This window comes from Bacillus sp. SLBN-46 (genome assembly GCF_031453555.1).
In the GTDB taxonomy this organism is placed as follows: Bacteria; Bacillota; Bacilli; order Bacillales; family Cytobacillaceae; genus Neobacillus.
This window is the reverse complement of record NZ_JAVIZM010000001.1, coordinates 1-20897: the sequence shown is the minus strand read 5'-3', so window position 1 is coordinate 20897 and position 20897 is coordinate 1. Positions and strand designations below refer to the sequence as shown.

Genomic DNA, 20897 nt, shown 5'->3' with positions numbered 1-20897 from the left:
AGGAGTGAGTGGCATGATCAAGTGGGCATTAGCTGGGATTCTCTATGTAACGGTCGTAATCCTTGGATTTGAGGCTTATGATAAATGGTTTGCTGAGGATGAAAGCACTGCGGCTCAGACGGAGAACCATGGGAAAGAAGAAATGAAAATGGAAAATAGTCATGATGAAATGGCTGAAAGTGGTGAAAGCGGAGGCCATGCTCATGAATCCGCTTCTGGAACCACCCATGAAGGCAGTGAAGTGAATGCATTTGTACAAAATGATAATAAGAATATAAAGATTTTCTTAAAAGATAAAGCGGGCAACCCTATTGACGAGCTGGAAATCAATCATGAGAAGGAGTTGCATCTTATTATCGTAGATGAACAGCTACAGAAATATTACCACGTGCACCCGGAGAGAACCGGTAAAGGTGAATATACGATTAAAAATAACTTACCAGAAGGGTTTTATAAAGCCTTTATCGATATAAAGCCGAAGAATTTTGCATATCAAGTAGAGCCTGTTTCCTTTATCGTGGGGAATCCAAGCTCTGCAACACACGGCCATGAGCTGATCCCGGATACTACCTTTAGTAAAAAGGTTGATGGAGAAACAGTCACATTAAAGGTTAGTACATTTAAGGCAGGAGAACCTGTAACGCTATCCTTCGATTTAGATCAAACGAATTTGACTCCCTATTTAGGGGCAATGGGGCATGTCGTCATTCTTGACGAATACGGAAAAGAGTTTCTTCATGTTCATCCGTCAAATGAGAAGGAGCCTATCTTTCAAACAACCTTTGAAAAACCTGGTATCTACAAGATTTGGGCAGAGTTTAAACAAAATGGGACAGTAAGAGCATTTCCGTTCGTAATCGAGATAAAAGAATAACCTAATTAACTACACGCTAAGAGGAGCAGGCGCTAACAATATGGATGAAAGACAGTTTTGATAGAAATCAAGGAAGAACTGTCCTTCATATACAGAATCAAATACATTTTAGCTAAAAACCAATGAAAAACCATCATAGCCCGGATAAGAGGGGCTTTGATGATTTAATAATTTACAATGGGAGTGGACAATATGAAAAATCAGTGGAATGTAGGAATTTTATTATTTGATAACGTGGATGTATTAGACTATTCGGGGCCATTTGAGGTATTTTCGTTAACGACGAATTCAGCTAACGAAGTACCAGAATTGTTAACGAAAGGTATTCCTGCTGAACGAAAGCCATTTAAGGTTTGGACGATATCCAAACATGGCGGCATAGTTACAAGCAATAATGGGCTTAAGATTACACCGGACTTTAGTTTTGAGAATATCAGCCAAAACCTAGACATTCTTATCGTTCCAGGCGGGCCATTTCATGCCATTGACACCTGTATTCAGGATCGAGAATTAATAAATTGGATATCCACATACAGTCAATCTGGTAGAACCATTGCTTCCGTTTGTTCAGGGGCCATCCTGTTAGCGGAGGCTGGAATTCTCACGGATAAAAAAGCGACCACTCATCCTTTTGCGTATGATTATCTGGAAAAAATCTATCAAGATATTGAAGTGGTGCGGGATGTACGTTTCGTCGATAATGGGCAGGTACTTACTTCAGGAGGAGTATCAGCTGGAATCGATATGTCTCTCCATCTCGTAGGGAAGCTAATGGGAGAAGAAGCAGCAAGAACAACCGCTGCTACGTTGGTATATCCATACGTAATGAATTCGATTTAAGATTGGAACTACTGGGAACAACCAGTAGTTTTTTATTATTTGGAAAAAACTAGTATAATAGTATTATTGAACAACAACGGTATCCGATAGTGCAAAAGGAGTGATATAGATGATGTACGATGTGGTTGTGATCGGTGCTGGCCAGGCTGGTTTATCCATAGGATATTACCTAAAGCACTCCTCTTTATCTTTTATTATAGTAGATAACAATAAAAGTGAAGGTGATGTCTGGCGGAATCGGTATGATTCACTTGTCTTGTTTACTCCACGGTCATACAGTGCTCTGCCCGGATTGGCTTTAGAGGGGAATCCAGCAGGGTTTCCAACCAAGGATGAGATTGCAGAATACCTAGAACGTTATGCTAAAGCTTTTGATTTGCCGATTCAATTTTCATGTCATGTTCAAAGAGTTCAAAAAGAAAACGATACATTTATCATATCAACAACAGACTCCATTATTAAAACAAAGAAAATAGTTATAGCTACAGGTCCCTTTCACACCCCAATAATTCCTTCATTTGCGCAAGAACTTCCACAACAAGTGGTACAGCTTCATTCTTCTGAATATAAGAATCCTGCACAGCTAAAGGATGGCCCAGTGTTAGTTGTCGGCGGCGGCAATTCTGGCTCTCAAATTGCAGTCGAACTATCCAATCATTACGATACTTATTTATCCATCGGGTTTTAGGGATAGGACAGGGTGCGGAATTTTTATATCAACAGATCATTTTGTAAAAGGATAAGAGGCTGACTCATTATGAGTCAGCCTCTTATCTACTGTGGAATCCTTTTAATGATGCTGCATTTTAGCTACATTCATTTGCTTTGCCTGCTTGATTCGAAGCATCGGAAGCATAGCTACTGCTCCTATCAGGAATAAGCTTGCCGCGATTAAATAGAGGGCCGTTAAAGGAAATTGCGCCTTAAGAATGCCGACTAAACTCATGTTCAACACCATTCCCCCCATGAAAAGAGGATTTAAGATACCGTTCACCCTGCCCACGAAGGATTCCTCGGCATTAGTGAGAATGAGCGTATTGCAGGAAATATGAATAAGTGGAGCCATTAGTCCAGCAATAAATTGAGTGAGAAGGGCAACCCAAATCAGGTTTACTGACCCCATAACCGCAACAGAAATAGCACTAGAGACAAAGCCGATTAACAGCATAGTCTGTGGCGTAGTTTTCTTTGCAAGAGCCATAGCACCAACGCCTCCTAAAATCATCCCCACTCCATTCACTGCTGTAAACCATTGCAGGTTTTGTGCGGTTAATCCAAGATGTTCAGTCACCAAAAAGATACCAAGTGGGTTGATAAGACCCATTCCCATTCCAGCTGCTAAGAAGAAACCGCCCATATAAAGAAAAAGCTTATTAGACATTACATAACGAAAGCCCATTTTCATTTCCTTAGACACATTTGCGGCTGTGGTCACTTCAACCTTTTTATCAGCAGGTAAGAAGGTAAGAACAAGAGCAGAGAGAAGGAAACATGTACCCATGACTGCAATGGCAACGTTGATGCCAAATCGGAAGTAAATCAACGTACCAATCATAGGACCAAGAATCATAAAAATGGCCTGAATCGTCTGGTTCATAGACATCCCCATCTGAATGAGTGATTCAGGAACGTGGAGCTTAAATAACTTCATACTTGAAGGCTGCGAAAACTGAGACAAAATGGACGAAACAAGGGTAGCGAAGAAGATCGCTTTCCACCCTCCAAATACAAGAGCTAGCAAAACGGCAAACACCGATAAGGCACTCAGTAGGTCGCAAAGAACCATCGTGCGTTTGGGTCTCCATCGATCAGCAAAAGTTCCTCCAATAAAGGAGAATAGAAAGATTGGAGCAAATTCTGCTACAGAAATCATGGAAATAGCAAATGGATCCTTGTTGGTCTGTTCGGTTACGAACAGTAAAATCGCAAAATTACGTACCCAGATTCCCAGTTGTAGGAACAGTCCGGATAGTAAAATAGCTTGAACGAAGCGGTTAGAAAATAAAGAACTCATGGATGGCTCCTGTGCTTGTGTGTGGTTATTCATGAAAATCAACATCCTTTCATTTGGTATGAAATCATCTTACGACAGTGAAAGGATTCAAAAACCGCAAAGATGTAGCACAGACTCCGCTAAAATCTTGCGGTAAAACTCGAAAACCATGCGGGGCTAATACCAAAGTTATGCGGTTTGTAAGATAACACCCGACCGTACAATGAAATCATAAAGCTAGTTAACTGTCGGATAGCGTTATTTAACTGTCGCATAAAGCTAGTTAACTGTCAGATAACCACTGCTTACTGTCGTATGGCGAATTGCCAGCTAAATTTGGCTAATGAAAGGAGTTTTATCGCATGAAAGATTTTAAATTATTTTTACCCTATGTAAAACAAGTAAGCCGCTATTATCTCATTGGATTTGTGGGGAGTTTATTTCGGTTCCTGATTCCGCTGTTTGTTCCCTTGATTTTAAAATATATCTTCGATCAGCTGCTTCAAAATGAATCCTTGTCGCGAGCGGAAATGCTAGAACAACTTTTGTACATTGCTGCAAGTATGATTCTGGTATTCCTTCTCATCCGAACACCTATGGAATATGTTAGGCAGTTTTGTATTCAAAAAGCCAACAATAACATTATCAAACAGCTGCGCAAGGACGCTTTTCAAAAGGTTCATTCCTTGGACGCTAAGTATTTAGTTGAGAACAAAAGTGGAGAAATTGGAACTCGCTTTTTCGATGATATTGAGAAGGTCCGTGGCTTTCTAACCGCAGTTTTCGGAAACATTTGGATTGAAATGATCGTGTTGCTGTTTGTCATCGTAGTGATGCTAACCCTTAATGTGAAGTTAGCAATTCTGTCAGTGGTATTGGTGGGAGTCCAATTTATTCTGGCCCACTTTCTATCAAAAAGGTTTAAGCAGTCCACCAGAAACATGATGAAGTACCGGTCGGTGATGAGCGGATTTATTTTTGAAAAAATACAGGGAGCTTTTCTTTCCAAATTGTTCGCGGCAGAAAAGAGAGACAAAGAAGAGCTAAATCAGCATTTACACCATTTTGATCGACTGACAGATAAACATGCGAGGATAAATGCGGTCATGTTAGCTCTCGTCAATGTGCTCAGTGATATGACTCCGTTTATCGTGGCGATTGTGGCGAGTCTTTTTGTCATCGATGGAAGTATAACTGTTGGCAGTTTAATTGCCTTTTTTGCTTATGTTGATAAAATGAGAAGCCCGGTGGCAGCTTTAGTCAATGCCTACCCGGCCATTACAGAGGGAAGCGTTGCACTGGGGAGGATCTTTGATTTCTTCCACACACCATCCACGATTATAGAAAAAGCAAACCCAGTTGAACTAAACCAGTTCACACAATCTATTAAGTTAAATAACGTAACTTTCTCGTATGACGGAAAAAACAACATTATTAAAAATGTGTCGTTGACGCTTGAAAAAGGGAAAACATATGCGTTTGTTGGTGAGAGCGGAGGGGGAAAAAGTACTATCCTTCAGCTGCTTCTGAGAATGTATGATGCTACAAATGGTGAAGTATTAATTGATGGTGTCAACATTAAGGATTATTCCATCGCAAGTTTGAGAGAACAGATGGGGATTGTCACCCAGGATAACTTTCTTTATAGCACCTCGATTAAAGATAATATAAAAATGGCAAAGCTGGATGCGTCCGATGAAGAGATTTTTGCCGCTGCCAAAAAGGCATTTGCTCATGAGTTTATTTCCGCACTACCGAATGGCTACGATACAGAAATAGGTGAAAGAGGAGTAAAGCTTTCTGGCGGACAAAAACAGAGAGTGGCTCTAGCTCGTGTATTCTTGAAAAATCCATCCCTCATTATTCTAGATGAAGCCACAAGTGCTCTAGATAATGAAAGTGAAAAACTGGTTCAAGAATCAATCAACCAATTCGATTACGACAAAACCATTATTATGATTGCTCATAGACTTTCTACGATTCTAAATGCAGATACGATTTTTGTGATAAAAAATGGGAAAATCATAGAAAGTGGGAACCACCAAAGTCTATTGAAAAAGAGCGGCTACTACAAAGAACTCTATTCCAAGCAGAACGTAAAAGAATGGCAATTGGCCACTGGGTAATGTGAGAAACGGTCTTGACAACACAAACAATCTCTATTAATCTTGTCTCAATGAAATAAGCAAAGTTCGTATAACTCCAAAGATATGGTTTGGGGGTCTCTACCAGGAACCAATAATTCCTGATTACGAAGAATGTACATGTATGTGTATTTTCTTCGTAATCAGGAATTTTTTTTTATAAAAAAATGACGGGGGTCACATCTTATGAATTTTACTACCTTACCTAAAATTGAATTACATTGCCATCTTGATGGAAGCCTTAGAGCGGAAACAATTATTGATATAGCAAAAAGAGAAGGCATCAGTCTGCCTACGATGGATAGGGACGAGATCCAACAAGAGCTCATTGCTCCACTAGATTGTGAATCTCTCGATGAATACTTAAAGCGTTTTGCTCTGCCAAATTTAGTAATGCAGTCAAAGGAGAATTTAAGAAGAATTACCTTTGAACTGTTTGAAGATGCAGCCAAGGAAAATGTGAAATACATGGAGGTTCGATTTGCTCCATTACTGCACACGGCTATGGGGTTATCTGTTGAAGAAATCATCCAAAGCGTGATTGATGGAATGAGAGAGGCTGAACAACAATTCGATATTCATGGCAATATCATTCTATCCTGCATGCGGACGATGACAGCTGAAAGTGCATTTGAGGTTGTAGAAAAAGGAAAGCAATTCCTTGGCAAAGGGGTTGTGGCCATCGATTTATGTGCATCGGAAGAGGAAGGGTTCTGTGGTGACTTTGTTGAGCCGATTGCATTAGCAAGAGAGTACGGCTATAGAGTAACGATTCACGCCGGCGAAACCGGTGTGGGGAAAAATGTCCTTGAAGCGGTTGAGATGTTAGGAGCCGAAAGAATTGGGCACGGTGTCTTTATTAAGGATTGTGCGGAGGCTTACGATGTGGTGAAGGAAAAACAGGTAGTCCTCGAAATGTGCCCAACCAGTAATGTCCAAACAAAAGCAGTGAACCAATATAGTGAACACCCTATCCATGATTTTCATAAGGATGGAATCAAAGTAACGGTTAATACCGATAACAGAACGGTTTCCGATACAACGATGGCGAAGGAATGTACGATTGTCTTTAATGAATTCAACATGAATGAAGAGGATTATAAGAAGATTTATCTCGACAGTGTTGATGCTTGCTTTGCAGACGAAGAAACCAAGGTGAAGTTGAGGGAATATATGTAAATATAAAAGCGAACAGTGTCAGCAGCACTGTTCGCTATTATAAATTGCATTATTTAATCGCTTTACTCACTCTCAACTTCTTGCCTTTTACTGGTGTATTCTCCATCGCTTGGAGAACGAGTGAGCCTTTTCCATTTAGAATATCCACATAAGACATCTGGTCATGAACAGTGATAATGCCGATATCATCCGCCGTCACTCCGGGAATTTTCGCAATCGTCCCAACGAAATCGACAGCGCGAAGCTTCTTCTTTTTGCCGCCATTGAAGTGGAGCTTCGTGATTCCTTGGTTGATTCGGGCGGTCTTATTATTTCTTACCACGCGACGGCCACTGATTTTTTCCTCAAAAGCTGCTTTTCCTTTAGCAACCTCGCCTTGGCTAGGTGCGTCCATTCGAGGTATTTCAAAACCAACATACCGTTCAATGGCTCGAAGGAATTTCTCTTCATACGGAGTCACAAATGTAATGGCTTTTCCTTGCTTGCCAGCACGACCAGTTCTTCCTGTGCGATGGACATAGCTCTCTTTTTCCATAGGAACATCGTAGTTAAACACTAGTGAAACATTATCAACATCAATCCCTCGTGCAGCTACATCGGTTGCCACAAGATAACGGAAATTGCCCATTTTAAATCCATCCATTACAGCAAACCGATCTTGTTGTTCTAGTCCACCATGGAGTCTTTCACATGAATAATTTGCTTCTTCCAATTCGCTATATACGGTATCGACATGTTCTTTTGTTCTGCAAAAAATAAGACAGCTGTCTGGGTTTTCAACAACAGTTACGTCCTTAAGTAGTGAAAGCTTATCTTCATCCTTCACTTCGATTACACGATGTTCAATTGTATCCGTTGTGATTCCTGTAGACTCAATCTCAATATTAACAGGATCCTTCATATACTTATGGCAAAGAGCTTCAACATCTTTTGGCAAAGTAGCGGAAAATACCATTGTTACTCTATCCCGTGGGAGTTCCTTAATAATTGCCTCTACCTCATCAATAAAGCCCATATTCAGCATTTCATCTGCTTCATCAATAATAAGATACTTTATTTCATCTAGTACTAAGGTTTCTCTGTCAATATGGTCCATGACACGTCCAGGCGTCCCAACCACGACGTGAGTTTTCTGCTTCAATTCTTCTCTTTGTTTTGAAAAAGGCTCTTTTCCATAAACAGCGAGGGCCTTAATTCGTTTAAATCTTCCTATATTCGTGATATCTTCACGAACTTGAGCTGCAAGCTCTCTCGTTGGTGTAAGAATCAAGGCCTGAGGTTTTTTCTCTTCCCAGTCAATTCGTTCACAAATAGGGATAGCGAAGGAGGCAGTCTTACCGCTTCCTGTCTGTGATTTGACAACAAGGTCCTGGTTTTTCAAAGCCAGCGGGATCACTTCACCCTGCACCTCTGTAGGCTCTTCGTATTTTAATACAGCTAGTGCTCTTTTTATTTCTTCACTTAAATTATATTCCTCAAAACTTCTTTCACTCATGTAATAACCTCTTCTTATTGGATTATCCGACTTATCTATAAGATTTCTCGAAAAGAAATAATTATTTACCGATAGCTGAATTGGTTCATTATACTTGAAAAAAGAAAAAAAAACGATCCAAGAATGCTGTATTTATCAACATTTTCAACTTATATATGACATTTATCATGGTCTACACATGACACCTGATACTAACATCACTAACAATATTGCACTATACTTTGAAATAACAACACAATTAAAGGAAGGGAATTCAAAAAAATGACCTTACAATCTACAAAAAATTTGCGAAAACAAGTGGCTCCATTTGAAAAATCAACAACTAAAGAAAGTATTTGGCAAATCATTAACACGGTCGCTCCGTTTGTGGTTTTGTGGTATGTAGCTTATATAAGCCTTTCTGTTTCTTATTGGCTGGCATTAGTTCCTATGGTTTTAGCTGCAGGGTTTCTGACAAGGATTTTCATCATTTTCCATGATTGTACCCATCATTCTTTCTTTAAAAGCCGTCGTGCCAACCGTATTGTTGGGACATGTATGGGTGTTTTAACTATTTTCCCTTTTGATCAATGGGGGCATGAGCATTCAGTGCATCACGCGACAAGTGGTAACTTAGATAAACGAGGTACAGGCGATATATGGACACTTACGGTGGATGAATATTTGGCAGCACCGCTAAGCATTCGATTAGCTTATCGGTTTTATCGTAATCCATTGGTGATGTTAGGTTTAGGTCCGATTTACGTTTTCGTTTTAAAAAATAGATTTAACCGAAAAGGTGCAAAAAAGAAGGAACGCAACAATACGTATTTAACGAATGTTTTAATCGTTGCATTATATTCACTACTTTGCTGGGCAATTGGCTGGCAGTCGTTTCTGTTAGTACAGGGTTCCATTTTCATGATTTCAGGTGCAGTTGGCATTTGGTTGTTCTATGTTCAACACACTTTTGAGGATTCTTATTTTGAAGAAGATAAAGAGTGGGAGTATGTAAAAGCAGCTGTAGAAGGTAGTTCTTTTTATAAGCTTCCGAAAATCATGCAATTTTTGACTGGTAATATTGGTTATCACCATGTGCACCATTTAAGCCCAAGGGTTCCTAACTATAAGCTTGAAGAGGCACATAATAATACAGCTCCACTACAAAACGTACCAACGATCACCCTTGCTACAAGCTTAAAGTCACTCCGATTCCGCTTATGGGATGAGAAAAACAAGAATTTTGTCAGCTTCAAAGAAGTGAAAGCAGTAGCGAAAAAACGTATTTCTGTTCATGCCAAACCCGAAGTATAACAAAAAGCCCCCTCATTGGGGGTTTTCGCATAAATGTAATGAGCCCCAGATAAGGAGAGAACCGAATGATTCGAATTGTCATCGCAGAGGATCAGGAAATGCTGCTAGCAGCCATGGGTTCCCTGCTTAATTTGGAAGAGGATATGGAAGTGGTTGGGCAAGCCCGCAACGGGGAAGAGGCACTTACACTTGTTCGCCAATTGCAGCCGGATGTTTGTTTGATGGATATAGAGATGCCAAAGATGAGTGGTCTAGATGCAGCGGAGGCAATGAAGTCGCTGGGATGCAAGGTCATCATTTTAACCACCTTTGCAAGGAATGGGTATCAAGCGCGAGCGTTAACGGCTGATGTCAGAGGATATTTATTGAAGGACAGCCCGAGCGAAGAGTTAGCGTGTTCGATTCGTTGCATAATGAGCGGGAAGAGAGTGTATTCTCCAGAACTTATGGACCCAGATTCGAAACTAGATGTTTTACAGCGATGTGAGGATGGTACATTGACAAGCCCACCGAGTGACAAAACAGGGCTGGTCAGAAAATACTTTTCCTCCATTTTGGATAAAATGAAACAGCCAACTGGATAAAAAATTAAAAGGCATGGACATTTGGTTCATGTCTTTTTCTATTTGTGCGGTCAAAGGGCTGAAAGAACGAGGTCAGCCCGACAGCCAATTGCCACTAGGTAATACATTTTAAAGCTTTAATCCTGTCCTACTCTTAAATCTTCGTAATAAAATATGGCTCGCCACTCTTGTTATTCCTTCTAAACTATATAATTCCTCATTAATGAACTTCTCTAATCGTAAAAAGTCCTCAACAAGGACGTGCATATGTAAGGTACTCGGACCGGTCATTTGGTAGCAGCTTGCAACGCTAGGGTTATTAGCTAATGTTTCGGCCACGCTGACAAGTGAAGCTGGCTCACAGTCCACCTCGAAGAAAGCAGAAACAGATTTCCCAACTTTATCAGAATTGATAACAACAGTGAATTTCTCGATTATGCCGTTCTCTTGTAATTGGTTTACCCGCTCACGAATCGATACCCTAGATAAATTTAACTCTTTCCCAATATCTACATAAGACATTCTACCGTTTTCGGCAAGCAGTTCGAGTATCCTACGATCGATTTCATCAATTTTCATACGTGTCCCCCTACATTCCCTAAGCATTTGTAAATTTATATTAACGTACAATCCTAGTTTTAATCAAATGGATATTGAAAGTTATTGGAAAAATTATACTAGAAAAAAATTTTACTATTTTCCGAATATTATATAGATTTTTAATAATCGCTGTATTATAATAAAGCAAAATTACAAAAAGCAATAAAAAATAACGAAACGCTTTCAAAAAGTAGTCAATAAGTAATCTTTTTATACTTAAAGATAGATGTTTCGTTATACGAAAGGGGAAAAAGAAAAAGATGGCTAACAAGACAAAAGTTTTCGCAGCATTATTTATGAGTCTTTTGTTGCTTCTAACTGGATGTGGCAATAATAATTCTTCCAGTTCAGGGGCGCAGGATTCACAAAAAGCGAGTGCACCAGTAAAGGACAGTGGGGATAAGACCACATTAACAGTTGGTCTAGATGATGACCCGCCACAATTAGACCCGCACTTTTCAACAGCAGCTGTTGATAGACAAGTATTTCATAGTATCTATGATAAGTTAATCGACGTGGATGAAAAGCTAAACTTTGTTCCACAGCTAGCGAAGAAATGGGACATTTCTGAAGATGGAAAAACCTATACCTTCTATTTGCAAGAAAACGTAAAGTTCCATGATGGAACACCATTTAACGCAGAAGCAGTTAAATTCAACTTTGAACGCATGTTAGATCCAAATGCTGGGTCACCACGTGCATCTGAATTATCTTCTATCCAAACAATTGAAGTGGTTGATGAAAATACACTTAAAGTACAGCTTAAAGAACCATACAGCCCGTTCTTGGCAGCTTTATCTGACCGTGCTGGGATGATGGTTTCTCCTACAGCAGTAAAAGAAAAAGGAGCGGACTTCGCTAATTCTCCTGTAGGAACAGGGCCATTCAAATTTGTTTCAAGAGTGAAGCAGGACAAGATTGTAGTGGAAAGAAATGCGGATTACTGGGACGGAGCGCCAAAGTTTGAAAAAATCGTTTATCGTCCATATTCAGATGAAAACGTACGTTTAACAAACTTAACTTCAGGTGAACTGGATATCATTAGCAAGGTTCCGCCAAAAGATGTTGAAAAACTAAAAACGGACTCTAACATCAAGCTTTCAGAAGTCGGAGCACTTGGATTCCAAGGATTATATTTGAATCACAAAAAAGCACCATTTAATAACAAAGCACTTCGTCAGGCATTAGATCTAGTTATCGATCGTGATGCGATTATCAAGGTTGCGCTTCGTAATACAGGCGTACCTTCTGCAGGAGCCATTCCTCCAGATTCATGGGCATTTGATAAGAGCATCAAACCAACAAAGAAAAATGTGGAAAAGGCAAAGAAAATCATGGCTGATGCCGGTTTCCCTAACGGATTTGAATTTACACTTCAGCTTTCTCCGAAACCAGTAGAAGAACAAATGTCACAAATGATTCAGTCGATGGCAGCAGAAGCGGGAATCAAGGTAAAGCTTGAAATCGTCGAGTTTGGAACCATGCTTGATAACATGGATAATTCTAAATTTGATGCGGTTCGTTTAGGCTGGAGCGGAAGAACAGATCCTGATGGAAATATCTTTGCACTCTACCATTCTACTGGCTCTATTAACTACGGATATTCTAATCCGAAAATGGACGAGCTGTTACAGCAAGCCCGTGTAGAAACAGATAAAGCTAAGCGTAAAGAGATTTACTCACAAGCTACTAAACTTGGACAAGAAGAAGTACCATACATCTTCCTATATCACGAACTAGATTACAAAGCATATAAAAACAATTTACAAGGATTTAAGCACATCCCGGATCAAATGATGCGCTTCCATGACGTTTCGTTTAAATAAGCAATAGGCTTTGAATCGGCTTGGGGAAAATACTCCAAGCCGATCATATTTCATCACAGCTGAACGCCTTAGAAAGGGAGGGAGATACATGGCAAAGTTTTTAATTCGAAGATTAGGTCTTATGGTGGTCATTCTTTTTTTAGTAAGTATTATCGTTTTTTCATTAGTCCATGTGACACCAGGTGACCCGGCAAGGATGATTTTAGGGCAAGAAGCAACCCAGGAAGCCCTTCAGGCTTTACGTGAGAAAATGGGATTGAATGATCCTCTTTATATGCAATATATCCATTGGGTATCAAATGTACTTCAAGGAGATCTTGGAAACTCATTGAAAGATAATACACCGGTGCTTAGTGTATTACTACAAAAACTGCCGGTAACCATTCAGCTTTCTGTTATGTCCTTTTTAATTGCCATGATCATTGCGATCCCGGCTGGTATAATCTCAGCAACGAGAAAGGGAAGTTTCTGGGATTACTTTGGAACGACTTTTGCATTGTCTGGTGTATCTATTCCGCCATTTTTCTTAGGTATTTTACTGATCTTTATTTTTTCAATCTCACTGGGCTGGTTCGCACCTTCTGGATATGTGGAACCATGGGTTGATTTTAAAAAGAGTATGATGTTAATGATTTTACCAGCGCTAGCAGTAGGTGTTCGCTTAAGTGCTGAAATTACAAGGATGCTTCGTTCAAGTATGCTTGAAGTTTTGCAGGCTGATTATATTCGTACGGCCTATGCAAAAGGGGTATTAGAAAAAGGGGTTGTCCTTGGACATGCCTTGAAAAATGCGTTAATTCCTGTTGTAACGGTAAGTGGATTACAATTGGCCACCTTCTTAGGTGGAGCAGTTATAACGGAAACCATCTTTGCTGTTCCAGGACTAGGTCGTCTAGTAATTGATGCGATATTAACAAGAGATTTTCCTGTAGTACAAGGGGCCGTCCTTTTTATGGCCATTGCTGTTGTAGTAGTAAACTTCTTGATCGACATCCTTTATTCCGTACTAGATCCAAGAATTAAGCTGACAGGAGGACAATGACGATGGAAGCTAAGTTGGAACAACTAGTAAAAGTAGAAAGTCCAAGAAAACGTAGATTGAAAGAAATGAGTTCTCGTTTTTTTCAAAATAAATTAGCAGTAATTGGCGGAGTGTTTACTCTTCTTCTCATCTTGATGGCTGTGTTTGCTCCAATTGTTGCACCGCATAGCCCAAGCGAGCAGGATTATGCGAAATTCCTTCAAAGTCCAAGTGCAGCCAATATCATGGGTACGGATGAACTGGGCCGCGATATTTTCAGCCGGATTATTTATGGAGCACGAGTTTCCATCCAAGCTGGTATTATCTCTGTTGGTATAGCTCTTGTAATTGGAATTCCTATTGGATTATTTTCAGGTTATTACAGAGGAGTCCTTGATGAATATGTAGTCATGCGTTTCACAGACGCGTTGCTTTCATTCCCACCACTAGTATTAGCCCTTTCACTTGCAGCAGTACTTGGTGCGGGATTACAAAACGCGATGATTGCAATTGGAATTATTTTTACACCTAACTTTATTCGTCTAGTAAGGGGAGAAGTATTGAGTCAAAGGGAAAGAGAATATGTCACTGCGGCTAAAGCATCAGGTATTAGCGATGTGAAAATTATGTTCCGCCACATCTTTCCAAACTGCTTACCACCGATTCTTGTTCAAGCGACTTTATCCATTGCTGCAGCTATCATTTCTGAAGCCTCCCTTAGCTACTTAGGATTAGGTACTCAACCGCCAACACCAAGCTGGGGTGCGATGTTATCGATGGGACAAGGGTATCTGAAAGATGCTCCGTGGATTTCATTGTTCCCAGGATTATTTATCTTTCTAACGGTTCTATCAATCAACTTATTTGGTGATGGATTACGTGATGCACTTGATCCTAAGCTGAAGTGAGGGGAATAATATGTCAAATTCATTATTAGAGGTTAAGGATTTAAAAGTCAGCTTTGTTGGCAAGAAGAAAACAACGAATATTGTTGCCGGATTATCATTTACGGTTGAAAAGGGAAAAACCCTGTGTATTGTTGGTGAATCGGGTTGTGGAAAAAGTATGACCTCCCTTTCTGTAATGGGTTTATTGCCTGAGACAGGACAAATCGAAGGAGAAATCCTGTTAAAGGGAGAAAATTTAGCTGGTAAATCAATGAAACAAATGAGTAAAATTCGCGGCAACCAGGTCTCAATGATTTTCCAAGAACCAATGACCTCGTTAAATCCTGTCCAGACGGTCGGTAAACAAATTGCTGAAACGATTATTCTTCACCAGAATTTAAATAAAAAAGAAGCAAAGCTTAAGGCAATTGATATGTTAAAACTAGTGGGCATTCCATCACCTGAAAAAAGGGTCGATGCCTATCCGCATGAATTAAGCGGAGGGATGAGACAACGTGTGATGATTGCGATCGCGCTAAGCTGTAATCCAGAACTTCTTATTGCGGATGAACCAACCACTGCATTGGATGTTACGATTCAAGCGCAAATTTTAGATTTAATGAAGAATTTGCAAAAAGACTTGGATATGGGAATTATTATGATTACTCATGATTTAGCTGTTGTCTCTGAAATGGCTGACACGGTTCTCGTGATGTACGCAGGAAAAGCTGTTGAATACGGAAGTAGGAAAACCGTCTTTAACAATCCACTTCACCCATACACGCAAGGTTTAATGAGGTGCATCCCGGATGTCGATGCAGAAGATAATGTGGAAGAGCTTTTTGTCATAAAAGGGTCTGTCCCATCACCGGATGCCATGCCAAAAGGATGCCGATTTGTTGACCGATGTCCATACGCACAAGAGATTTGTAGAAGTCATGCTCCAGATATTACATCGATAGAGGAACAGCATGCTGTAAGCTGTTGGAAATATACAGATAAATGGAATGAAAAGGAAGGTGAGCTTAATGAGTCTTCAATTAGAGAAATCGCAGCAACAAAATCTTCTTGAGGTTCAAAATTTAACCAAACACTTTCCTGTTGGTGATCAAGGGTTCTTTTCTAAAGAAAAACAGGTTGTTAAAGCATTGGATGGAATCAGCTTTTCTTTAAAAAAAGGAAGAAAACGTTGGGGATTGTTGGAGAATCAGGCTGTGGCAAATCCACTATGGGACGTGCTATCCTCAGACTCCATGAGCCAAGCTCCGGAACTATTATATATGAAGGAAAAGATATTACTCGTGTAAAAAAGAAGGAAATGAGAGATAACCGTAAGGATCTGCAAATCGTTTTCCAGGATCCATATGGCTCGCTTAATCCACGGATGACAGTAGGAACCATGCTTTCTGAAATTGTGGAGACACATAAGATTGTTCCTAAAAAAGATATATACGATTATGTCTGCAATTTATTAGTTGAAGTCGGGTTAAACGGGCAATATTATCATCGTTTCCCACATGAATTCTCTGGTGGTCAGCGTCAACGGGTCAGTATTGCCCGTGCGTTATGTACGAATCCAAAGTTAATCGTTTGTGATGAAGCGGTATCTGCGCTTGATGTATCGGTACAATCACAAATTCTAAATTTATTACAGCGATTAAAAAAGGAACATCAATTAACCTATTTATTTATTTCTCATGACTTAAGTGTAGTCAAGCACGTCAGCGACCGGGTAGCAGTGATGTACTTAGGGAAAATGGTGGAGCTTGCTGATAAAAAGGAACTGTATGACAATCCGCTTCATCCGTATACTAGAGCCTTGCTATCTGCAATCCCTTCTACAAATGAAGAGAAGAAAAGGGAAAGAGTTATATTAACTGGGGATGTGCCAAGTCCAATTAATGTTCCAAGCGGCTGTCGGTTTCATACAAGATGTCCATTAGCAACGGATAAATGTCGGGTGGAAGAGCCAGCATTTACTGAAGTAAGCGGGAATCATTTTGTTGCATGTCATTACGCCTAAATTCGGAAGAGAAAGAGGCTGATCCCTTGATAATGAGGTCGCCTCTTTTTTAATCGAACGATTCCTTTTGTTATTTTTTTAGAAATGAATATTCCGTTTGTAAGTTTAATAGGATAAAATGATTAACAAAGGAAAGTTAAAGAACAACAATCATGAAATGTATGTATAAGGGGAGAACGATTCATGAACTTTGATTACTTAAATTATCCATATCCATCACAAAGAATGACGACAATAGCCAAAAATGGCATGGTGGCAACATCGCAGCCCTTAGCGGCACAAGCAGGTCTAGATATATTAAAAAAGGGTGGGAATGCCATTGATGCGGCGATTGCTACTGCTGCTTGTTTAACCGTAGTTGAACCAACCTCCAATGGAATCGGGGGAGATGCCTTTGCGCTAGTATGGACAAAAGGCGAACTGCATGGACTAAACTCAAGCGGCCCCTCTCCAAAAAGCATCTCGATTGATGCGGTAAAGGAGAAGGGACATGAAAAGATGCCAACCTTTGGCCTCGTTCCCGTTACGGTTCCCGGTGTACCTGCAGCATGGGCGGAGTTATCTCGTCGTTTCGGTAAGCTTCCGTTAACGGAAGTACTACAGCCGGCCATTGAGTATGCGGAAAATGGCTACCCGCTAAGCCCGATTTTAGGGAAGTACTGGAATATCGCTTTTAATAGATTCAAAGATTTATTTACTGGCGATGAATATAAGGGTTGGTTTGAAACCTTTGCTCCAGATGGAAAGGCTCCTCAAACAGGGGAAATTTGGAGCTCCAAAGGTCATGCCAACACATTACGCAAGATTGCGGAAACCAATGCGGAAAGCTTTTATCGCGGAGAATTGGCCGATCAAATCGACGAGTTCTCAAAACAGCACGGCGGATTCCTTTCGAAAGAGGATTTAGCTGCATACAAGCCTGAGTGGGTACAGCCGATTAAGGTTAATTACAGAGGCTATGATGTGTGGGAGATTCCGCCGAATGGCCAAGGAATCGTTGCCTTAATGGCCCTTAACATGTTGAAGGGCTTTGAACTGAAGGAAAAGGAATCAGTGGAAACGTATCATAAGCAGATTGAAGCGATGAAGTTAGCTTTTGCGGATGCCAAAAAGTATGTAACAGACCCGGAAAAAATGTCCGTTACCGCAGAACAGTTATTGTCGGAAGAATTTGCAGAAGCGAGAAGAAGCTTAATTGGGGATGCTGCTCTTACTCCAGAGCCGGGCACACCTCCTAAAGGCGGTACTGTTTACTTGGCAACGGCAGATGGCGAGGGCAATATGGTTTCCTTCATTCAAAGTAACTATATGGGCTTTGGTTCTGGAATAGTTATCCCTGGAACAGGAATCGCCTTGCAAAACCGAGGTGCTGATTTCTCGTTAGATCCATCCCATGAGAATCGTTTGGAGCCTGGAAAAAGAACGTACCATACGATTATCCCTGGATTTTTAACAAAAGATAATGAAGCTGTTGGACCGTTTGGAGTGATGGGTGGGTATATGCAGCCTCAAGGCCATGCTCAAGTCATCATGAACACAGTTGACTTCCATCTAAATCCGCAAGCAGCCTTAGATTCGCCAAGATGGCAATGGATGGAGGGAAAGAAAGTTCAAGTTGAACATTCATTCCCGGCACATATTGCCGCGGCCTTAGCAAGAAAAGGTCATGAGATTGAAGTAGCCTTAGATGGTGGAGGATTCGGAAGAGGACAAATCATTTGGAGAGACCCAAGTACCGGTGTGCTTTCAGGCGGAACAGAATCAAGAACGGATGGAACCATTGCGGCCTGGTAAATTAATAAAAGGTGTTGAATAAATAATGAAACAGAGGGATATATCTATCGCTTTTTTCCGTTCCGGTATATTAGGGTATGGAGGGGGACCATCATCGATTCCGCTCGTTCATAAAGAGGTAGTTGGAACCTACAAATGGATGACCGATGATGAATTTGCAGATGTTTTGGCGTTAGCAAATACCCTTCCCGGCCCTATTAACACAAAAATGGCAGGGTATATCGGCTATCGAGTGGGCGGATATGTAGGCATGCTAAATGCCATTTTTTCCTCCATCGTTCCTACTATTATATTAATGATTGTCCTGCTAACATCATTGGCATCGGTCAAGGATTTGCCATGGGTAGCAGGCATGACTAAAGCAGTTGTACCAGTTGTAGGTGTAATGATGGCCACATTAACATGGGATTTTTATAAGAAGTCCTATCAGACGTTAGGTCATATTAGTGCAGGTTTAACGGTTGTGGGGAGTTTACTATTATTAGAGGTCTTCCATGTACATCCTGCCATTTTAATCGTGGCCATATTAATATTTGCCTTAGTGAAGCGCGACAAGGCTGCTAAGGTTGAAAAAAATAGTGAAAGAGAGGTGGGATGATGCTTTATTGGCATATCTTTCTTGCCTTTTTCATACCAGGAATTGTTGGTTATGGAGGCGGACCTGCTTCCATTCCGCTAGTTGAAAATGAAGTCGTCGATCATTACGGCTGGATGACGGTACCCGAATTTAGTGAAGTGTTAGCTTTAGGCAATTCACTGCCCGGTCCCATTGCGACAAAAATGGCCGGCTACATTGGATATGAGCAGGGTGGAGTTCTAGGTTCTATCGTTGGGATTTTTGCGACTGTTGCTCCGTCGCTTCTATTAATGATTGTTCTTTTAGGTCTTCTATACAAATATAAAGATTCTCCTAAGGTGAAGCGGATGACCAATTATATCCGACCAACTATTGCCGTAATGCTAGGTGTGATGGCATTTAGCTTCTTTTCTACTTCTTACTCTGATACAGGTGTGCTTCAAACGGTGATTCTGGTAGGGGTAAGCTTTTTCCTCCTTGAAAAATTAAAGGTACACCCAGCTTATGTAATTATGGGGTCGTTAATATATGGTGGGATATTCTTATAGAAGAAAAAAACTCAAGCTGAATGGGGCTTGAGTTTTTTCTTTCTTTACTTGCTAAATGTTTCGAAATAAATATAAACCAAAACCAAGTGAGTCACGGCCCCAACTTAAATAAGTTCTCCGCCATTTTCTAATTCTCTCAAGCATGGCTACCTTATCTGGATCATCAGGATTTTCATGACAATAATTTTCAATAGAAGAGGAATAAAGCCACTCATAGTCATCCCAGTCATCTTCGTTTGCGACGTAAGACCAAAGAGGAATGAATCCAAGATCTTCCGCGGTCATTACATTCCCCGCATGACTTTTTAATTCAGACTCTTCTGCGCCTCCCAATGCCTCTAAGTATTCTTTGCTAGGTGTCTTCTTCCAATAGCCCTCTCCGATTAAAATGTATCCATCTTTTTTAATGAGGCGTTTCATCGTTTTAAGAGTAGGCTCAAGCCCACCCAAAGCGTGAGTGGATCCAATACAAATTCCTAAATCAAATTCACCTGCTTCGTATCTCTGAACAGCTAAGTTAGCATCAGCTACCACAAAATCAATGCTGCCTTCAGGAATACGGCTCCTTGCACTACGTTTTGCTTCCGCAATTGCACCCTCATACAATTCGATTGCAGTTGCGGTAATTTGAAAATCTTCAACTAGACGAATCAGCAGTTCTGATTTCCCAGCGCCGATATCAATAACTTTTTTGTTTGGTTCAGGTGACATCATTCGAATCATTTTCATGAGCTTTGTTTCGTTAATAGGGTTACTAAAAGCGTGATTGCGGTGTGCAATAGCGGAAAATCTATTTCTATCCATCTATTTCTTCCTCCCATGAGAATTGGTTTTTATAAATTATTTTCATTATATCTTTCATTTTAATTTTCCCCATTAAATTCGACTTCTGAGTTTATATTCTGATTTGGGATTGAAAAATCCTTTTTTGATAAAGGAAGAAAGATGTTGACATGGTGAAAATACAATAGTAATATAGTAATTCCTGACGGAGAATATCATCGGTTTTATTGTTTTCTTGAGGGTGAAAATAAAGTGTTGACGAGATTGGTTTTATAGTATAATATTAATCTCTGTTGCTACGAGGTAGTAACACAGTAAGAAAAAGAAGTTAAAAAAGTTATTGACTTTCGGTTGATGACTTGGTATGATAATAAAGTCGCTTTTGAGCGATTGAGAATTTGTTCTTTGAAAACTAAACAAACAAAAACGTCAACAAACAAAAATATTTCGTTTCTTT

18 protein-coding genes, 1 pseudogene and 1 riboswitch are annotated in these 20897 nt (G+C 40.2%); of the genes and pseudogenes, 15 read left to right on the top strand and 4 right to left on the bottom strand.

The features are described 5' to 3' along the window. Positions 1–13: 13 nt before the first annotated feature. From QFZ87_RS00095 to QFZ87_RS00085, 3 genes are all read left to right on the top strand, one after another. Positions 14–874: a hypothetical protein gene (locus QFZ87_RS00095; protein ID WP_309856242.1), complete on the top strand. Its 861-nt coding sequence runs from the start codon at positions 14–16 to the stop codon at positions 872–874. A 192-nt stretch (positions 875–1066) separates the two neighbouring features. After that, positions 1067–1714 (top strand): DJ-1/PfpI family protein, encoded by a 648-nt coding sequence (locus QFZ87_RS00090; RefSeq protein WP_309856239.1) that lies wholly within the window; start codon positions 1067–1069, stop codon positions 1712–1714. A gap of 109 nt (positions 1715–1823) precedes the next feature. Continuing rightward, positions 1824–2402 carry a flavin-containing monooxygenase gene (locus QFZ87_RS00085; protein WP_309856237.1) on the top strand — a complete coding sequence of 193 codons (579 nt, stop codon included), beginning with the start codon at positions 1824–1826 and terminating at the stop codon, positions 2400–2402. A 102-nt stretch (positions 2403–2504) separates the two neighbouring features. Here QFZ87_RS00085 and QFZ87_RS00080 read toward each other — a convergent pair whose 3' ends face one another. Then, on the bottom strand, positions 2505–3761 hold the full coding sequence (locus tag QFZ87_RS00080) for an MFS transporter (RefSeq protein ID WP_309856235.1): 1257 nt from the start codon (positions 3759–3761) through the stop codon (positions 2505–2507). Positions 3762–4069: 308 nt separating this feature from the next. Between QFZ87_RS00080 and QFZ87_RS00075 the strand changes: the two genes are divergently transcribed. Together QFZ87_RS00075 and add are read left to right on the top strand one after the other, a co-directional pair. After that, the gene (locus QFZ87_RS00075; protein ID WP_309856234.1) at positions 4070–5833 is read left to right on the top strand and encodes an ABC transporter ATP-binding protein; all 1764 of its coding nucleotides are present in this window, start codon (positions 4070–4072) and stop codon (positions 5831–5833) included. A 46-nt stretch (positions 5834–5879) separates the two neighbouring features. Continuing rightward, positions 5880–5979, top strand: a riboswitch (purine riboswitch). Between the two features lie 58 nt (positions 5980–6037). Then, positions 6038–7030 carry an adenosine deaminase gene (gene add / locus QFZ87_RS00070; RefSeq protein WP_309856231.1) on the top strand — a complete coding sequence of 331 codons (993 nt, stop codon included), beginning with the start codon at positions 6038–6040 and terminating at the stop codon, positions 7028–7030. A 49-nt stretch (positions 7031–7079) separates the two neighbouring features. Here add and QFZ87_RS00065 read toward each other — a convergent pair whose 3' ends face one another. Next, positions 7080–8525: a DEAD/DEAH box helicase gene (locus tag QFZ87_RS00065; RefSeq protein ID WP_309856228.1), complete on the bottom strand. Its 1446-nt coding sequence runs from the start codon at positions 8523–8525 to the stop codon at positions 7080–7082. Positions 8526–8786: 261 nt separating this feature from the next. On the opposite strand from QFZ87_RS00065, the gene desA reads away from it, so the two are divergent. Together desA and QFZ87_RS00055 are read left to right on the top strand one after the other, a co-directional pair. Next, positions 8787–9818 carry a Delta(5) desaturase DesA gene (gene desA / locus QFZ87_RS00060; RefSeq protein WP_309856226.1) on the top strand — a complete coding sequence of 344 codons (1032 nt, stop codon included), beginning with the start codon at positions 8787–8789 and terminating at the stop codon, positions 9816–9818. Positions 9819–9883: 65 nt separating this feature from the next. After that, positions 9884–10402 carry a response regulator gene (locus QFZ87_RS00055; RefSeq protein ID WP_309856223.1) on the top strand — a complete coding sequence of 173 codons (519 nt, stop codon included), beginning with the start codon at positions 9884–9886 and terminating at the stop codon, positions 10400–10402. 108 nt (positions 10403–10510) lie between these two features. Here QFZ87_RS00055 and QFZ87_RS00050 read toward each other — a convergent pair whose 3' ends face one another. Next, positions 10511–10960, bottom strand: coding sequence for an Lrp/AsnC family transcriptional regulator (locus tag QFZ87_RS00050; protein WP_308081285.1), 450 nt, complete (start codon positions 10958–10960; stop codon positions 10511–10513). A 281-nt stretch (positions 10961–11241) separates the two neighbouring features. Here QFZ87_RS00050 and QFZ87_RS00045 point away from each other — a divergent pair, with 281 nt between their 5' ends. The 8 genes and pseudogenes from QFZ87_RS00045 to QFZ87_RS00010 all read left to right on the top strand — a co-directional run bounded on the left by QFZ87_RS00045 (position 11242) and on the right by QFZ87_RS00010 (position 19657). Continuing rightward, a complete protein-coding gene (locus QFZ87_RS00045; protein WP_309856216.1) occupies positions 11242–12807 on the top strand; it encodes an ABC transporter substrate-binding protein in 1566 nt (521 codons plus the stop codon). Positions 12808–12895: 88 nt separating this feature from the next. After that, positions 12896–13849: a nickel ABC transporter permease gene (nikB, locus tag QFZ87_RS00040; RefSeq protein ID WP_309856213.1), complete on the top strand. Its 954-nt coding sequence runs from the start codon at positions 12896–12898 to the stop codon at positions 13847–13849. 2 nt (positions 13850–13851) lie between these two features. Next, positions 13852–14736 (top strand): ABC transporter permease, encoded by an 885-nt coding sequence (locus QFZ87_RS00035; protein WP_309856211.1) that lies wholly within the window; start codon positions 13852–13854, stop codon positions 14734–14736. Positions 14737–14746: 10 nt separating this feature from the next. Beyond that, positions 14747–15787 (top strand): ABC transporter ATP-binding protein, encoded by a 1041-nt coding sequence (locus tag QFZ87_RS00030; protein ID WP_309856208.1) that lies wholly within the window; start codon positions 14747–14749, stop codon positions 15785–15787. After that, positions 15744–16738: pseudogene (locus QFZ87_RS00025) on the top strand (ABC transporter ATP-binding protein). The gene QFZ87_RS00030 and the pseudogene QFZ87_RS00025 overlap by 44 nt, the downstream one beginning before the upstream one ends. A 183-nt stretch (positions 16739–16921) precedes the next feature. Then, positions 16922–18532, top strand: coding sequence for a gamma-glutamyltransferase (gene ggt / locus QFZ87_RS00020; RefSeq protein WP_309856205.1), 1611 nt, complete (start codon positions 16922–16924; stop codon positions 18530–18532). A gap of 25 nt (positions 18533–18557) precedes the next feature. Then, positions 18558–19130, top strand: a complete 573-nt coding sequence (locus QFZ87_RS00015) for a chromate transporter (protein WP_309856203.1) — start codon at positions 18558–18560, stop codon at positions 19128–19130. After that, a complete protein-coding gene (locus tag QFZ87_RS00010) occupies positions 19130–19657 on the top strand; it encodes a chromate transporter (protein WP_309867548.1) in 528 nt (175 codons plus the stop codon). Before QFZ87_RS00015 ends, QFZ87_RS00010 begins: the two co-directional genes overlap by 1 nt. A gap of 51 nt (positions 19658–19708) precedes the next feature. Here QFZ87_RS00010 and QFZ87_RS00005 read toward each other — a convergent pair whose 3' ends face one another. Further along, a complete protein-coding gene (locus tag QFZ87_RS00005; RefSeq protein ID WP_309856200.1) occupies positions 19709–20461 on the bottom strand; it encodes a class I SAM-dependent methyltransferase in 753 nt (250 codons plus the stop codon). Positions 20462–20897: the final 436 nt, after the last annotated feature.

Bases quoted from the DNA above. Each gene is read 5' to 3' on its own strand.
- QFZ87_RS00095 (WP_309856242.1), top strand. From the start codon at position 14: ATGATCAAGTGGGCATTAGCTGGGATTCTCTATGTAACGGTCGTAATC.
- QFZ87_RS00090 (WP_309856239.1), top strand. From the start codon at position 1,067: ATGAAAAATCAGTGGAATGTAGGAATTTTATTATTTGATAACGTGGAT.
- QFZ87_RS00085 (WP_309856237.1), top strand. From the start codon at position 1,824: ATGATGTACGATGTGGTTGTGATCGGTGCTGGCCAGGCTGGTTTATCC.
- QFZ87_RS00080 (WP_309856235.1), bottom strand. From the start codon at position 3,761: ATGAATAACCACACACAAGCACAGGAGCCATCCATGAGTTCTTTATTT.
- QFZ87_RS00075 (WP_309856234.1), top strand. From the start codon at position 4,070: ATGAAAGATTTTAAATTATTTTTACCCTATGTAAAACAAGTAAGCCGC.
- add (WP_309856231.1), top strand. From the start codon at position 6,038: ATGAATTTTACTACCTTACCTAAAATTGAATTACATTGCCATCTTGAT.
- QFZ87_RS00065 (WP_309856228.1), bottom strand. From the start codon at position 8,525: ATGAGTGAAAGAAGTTTTGAGGAATATAATTTAAGTGAAGAAATAAAA.
- desA (WP_309856226.1), top strand. From the start codon at position 8,787: ATGACCTTACAATCTACAAAAAATTTGCGAAAACAAGTGGCTCCATTT.
- QFZ87_RS00055 (WP_309856223.1), top strand. From the start codon at position 9,884: ATGATTCGAATTGTCATCGCAGAGGATCAGGAAATGCTGCTAGCAGCC.
- QFZ87_RS00050 (WP_308081285.1), bottom strand. From the start codon at position 10,960: ATGAAAATTGATGAAATCGATCGTAGGATACTCGAACTGCTTGCCGAA.
- QFZ87_RS00045 (WP_309856216.1), top strand. From the start codon at position 11,242: ATGGCTAACAAGACAAAAGTTTTCGCAGCATTATTTATGAGTCTTTTG.
- nikB (WP_309856213.1), top strand. From the start codon at position 12,896: ATGGCAAAGTTTTTAATTCGAAGATTAGGTCTTATGGTGGTCATTCTT.
- QFZ87_RS00035 (WP_309856211.1), top strand. From the start codon at position 13,852: ATGGAAGCTAAGTTGGAACAACTAGTAAAAGTAGAAAGTCCAAGAAAA.
- QFZ87_RS00030 (WP_309856208.1), top strand. From the start codon at position 14,747: ATGTCAAATTCATTATTAGAGGTTAAGGATTTAAAAGTCAGCTTTGTT.
- ggt (WP_309856205.1), top strand. From the start codon at position 16,922: ATGAACTTTGATTACTTAAATTATCCATATCCATCACAAAGAATGACG.
- QFZ87_RS00015 (WP_309856203.1), top strand. From the start codon at position 18,558: ATGAAACAGAGGGATATATCTATCGCTTTTTTCCGTTCCGGTATATTA.
- QFZ87_RS00010 (WP_309867548.1), top strand. From the start codon at position 19,130: ATGCTTTATTGGCATATCTTTCTTGCCTTTTTCATACCAGGAATTGTT.
- QFZ87_RS00005 (WP_309856200.1), bottom strand. From the start codon at position 20,461: ATGGATAGAAATAGATTTTCCGCTATTGCACACCGCAATCACGCTTTT.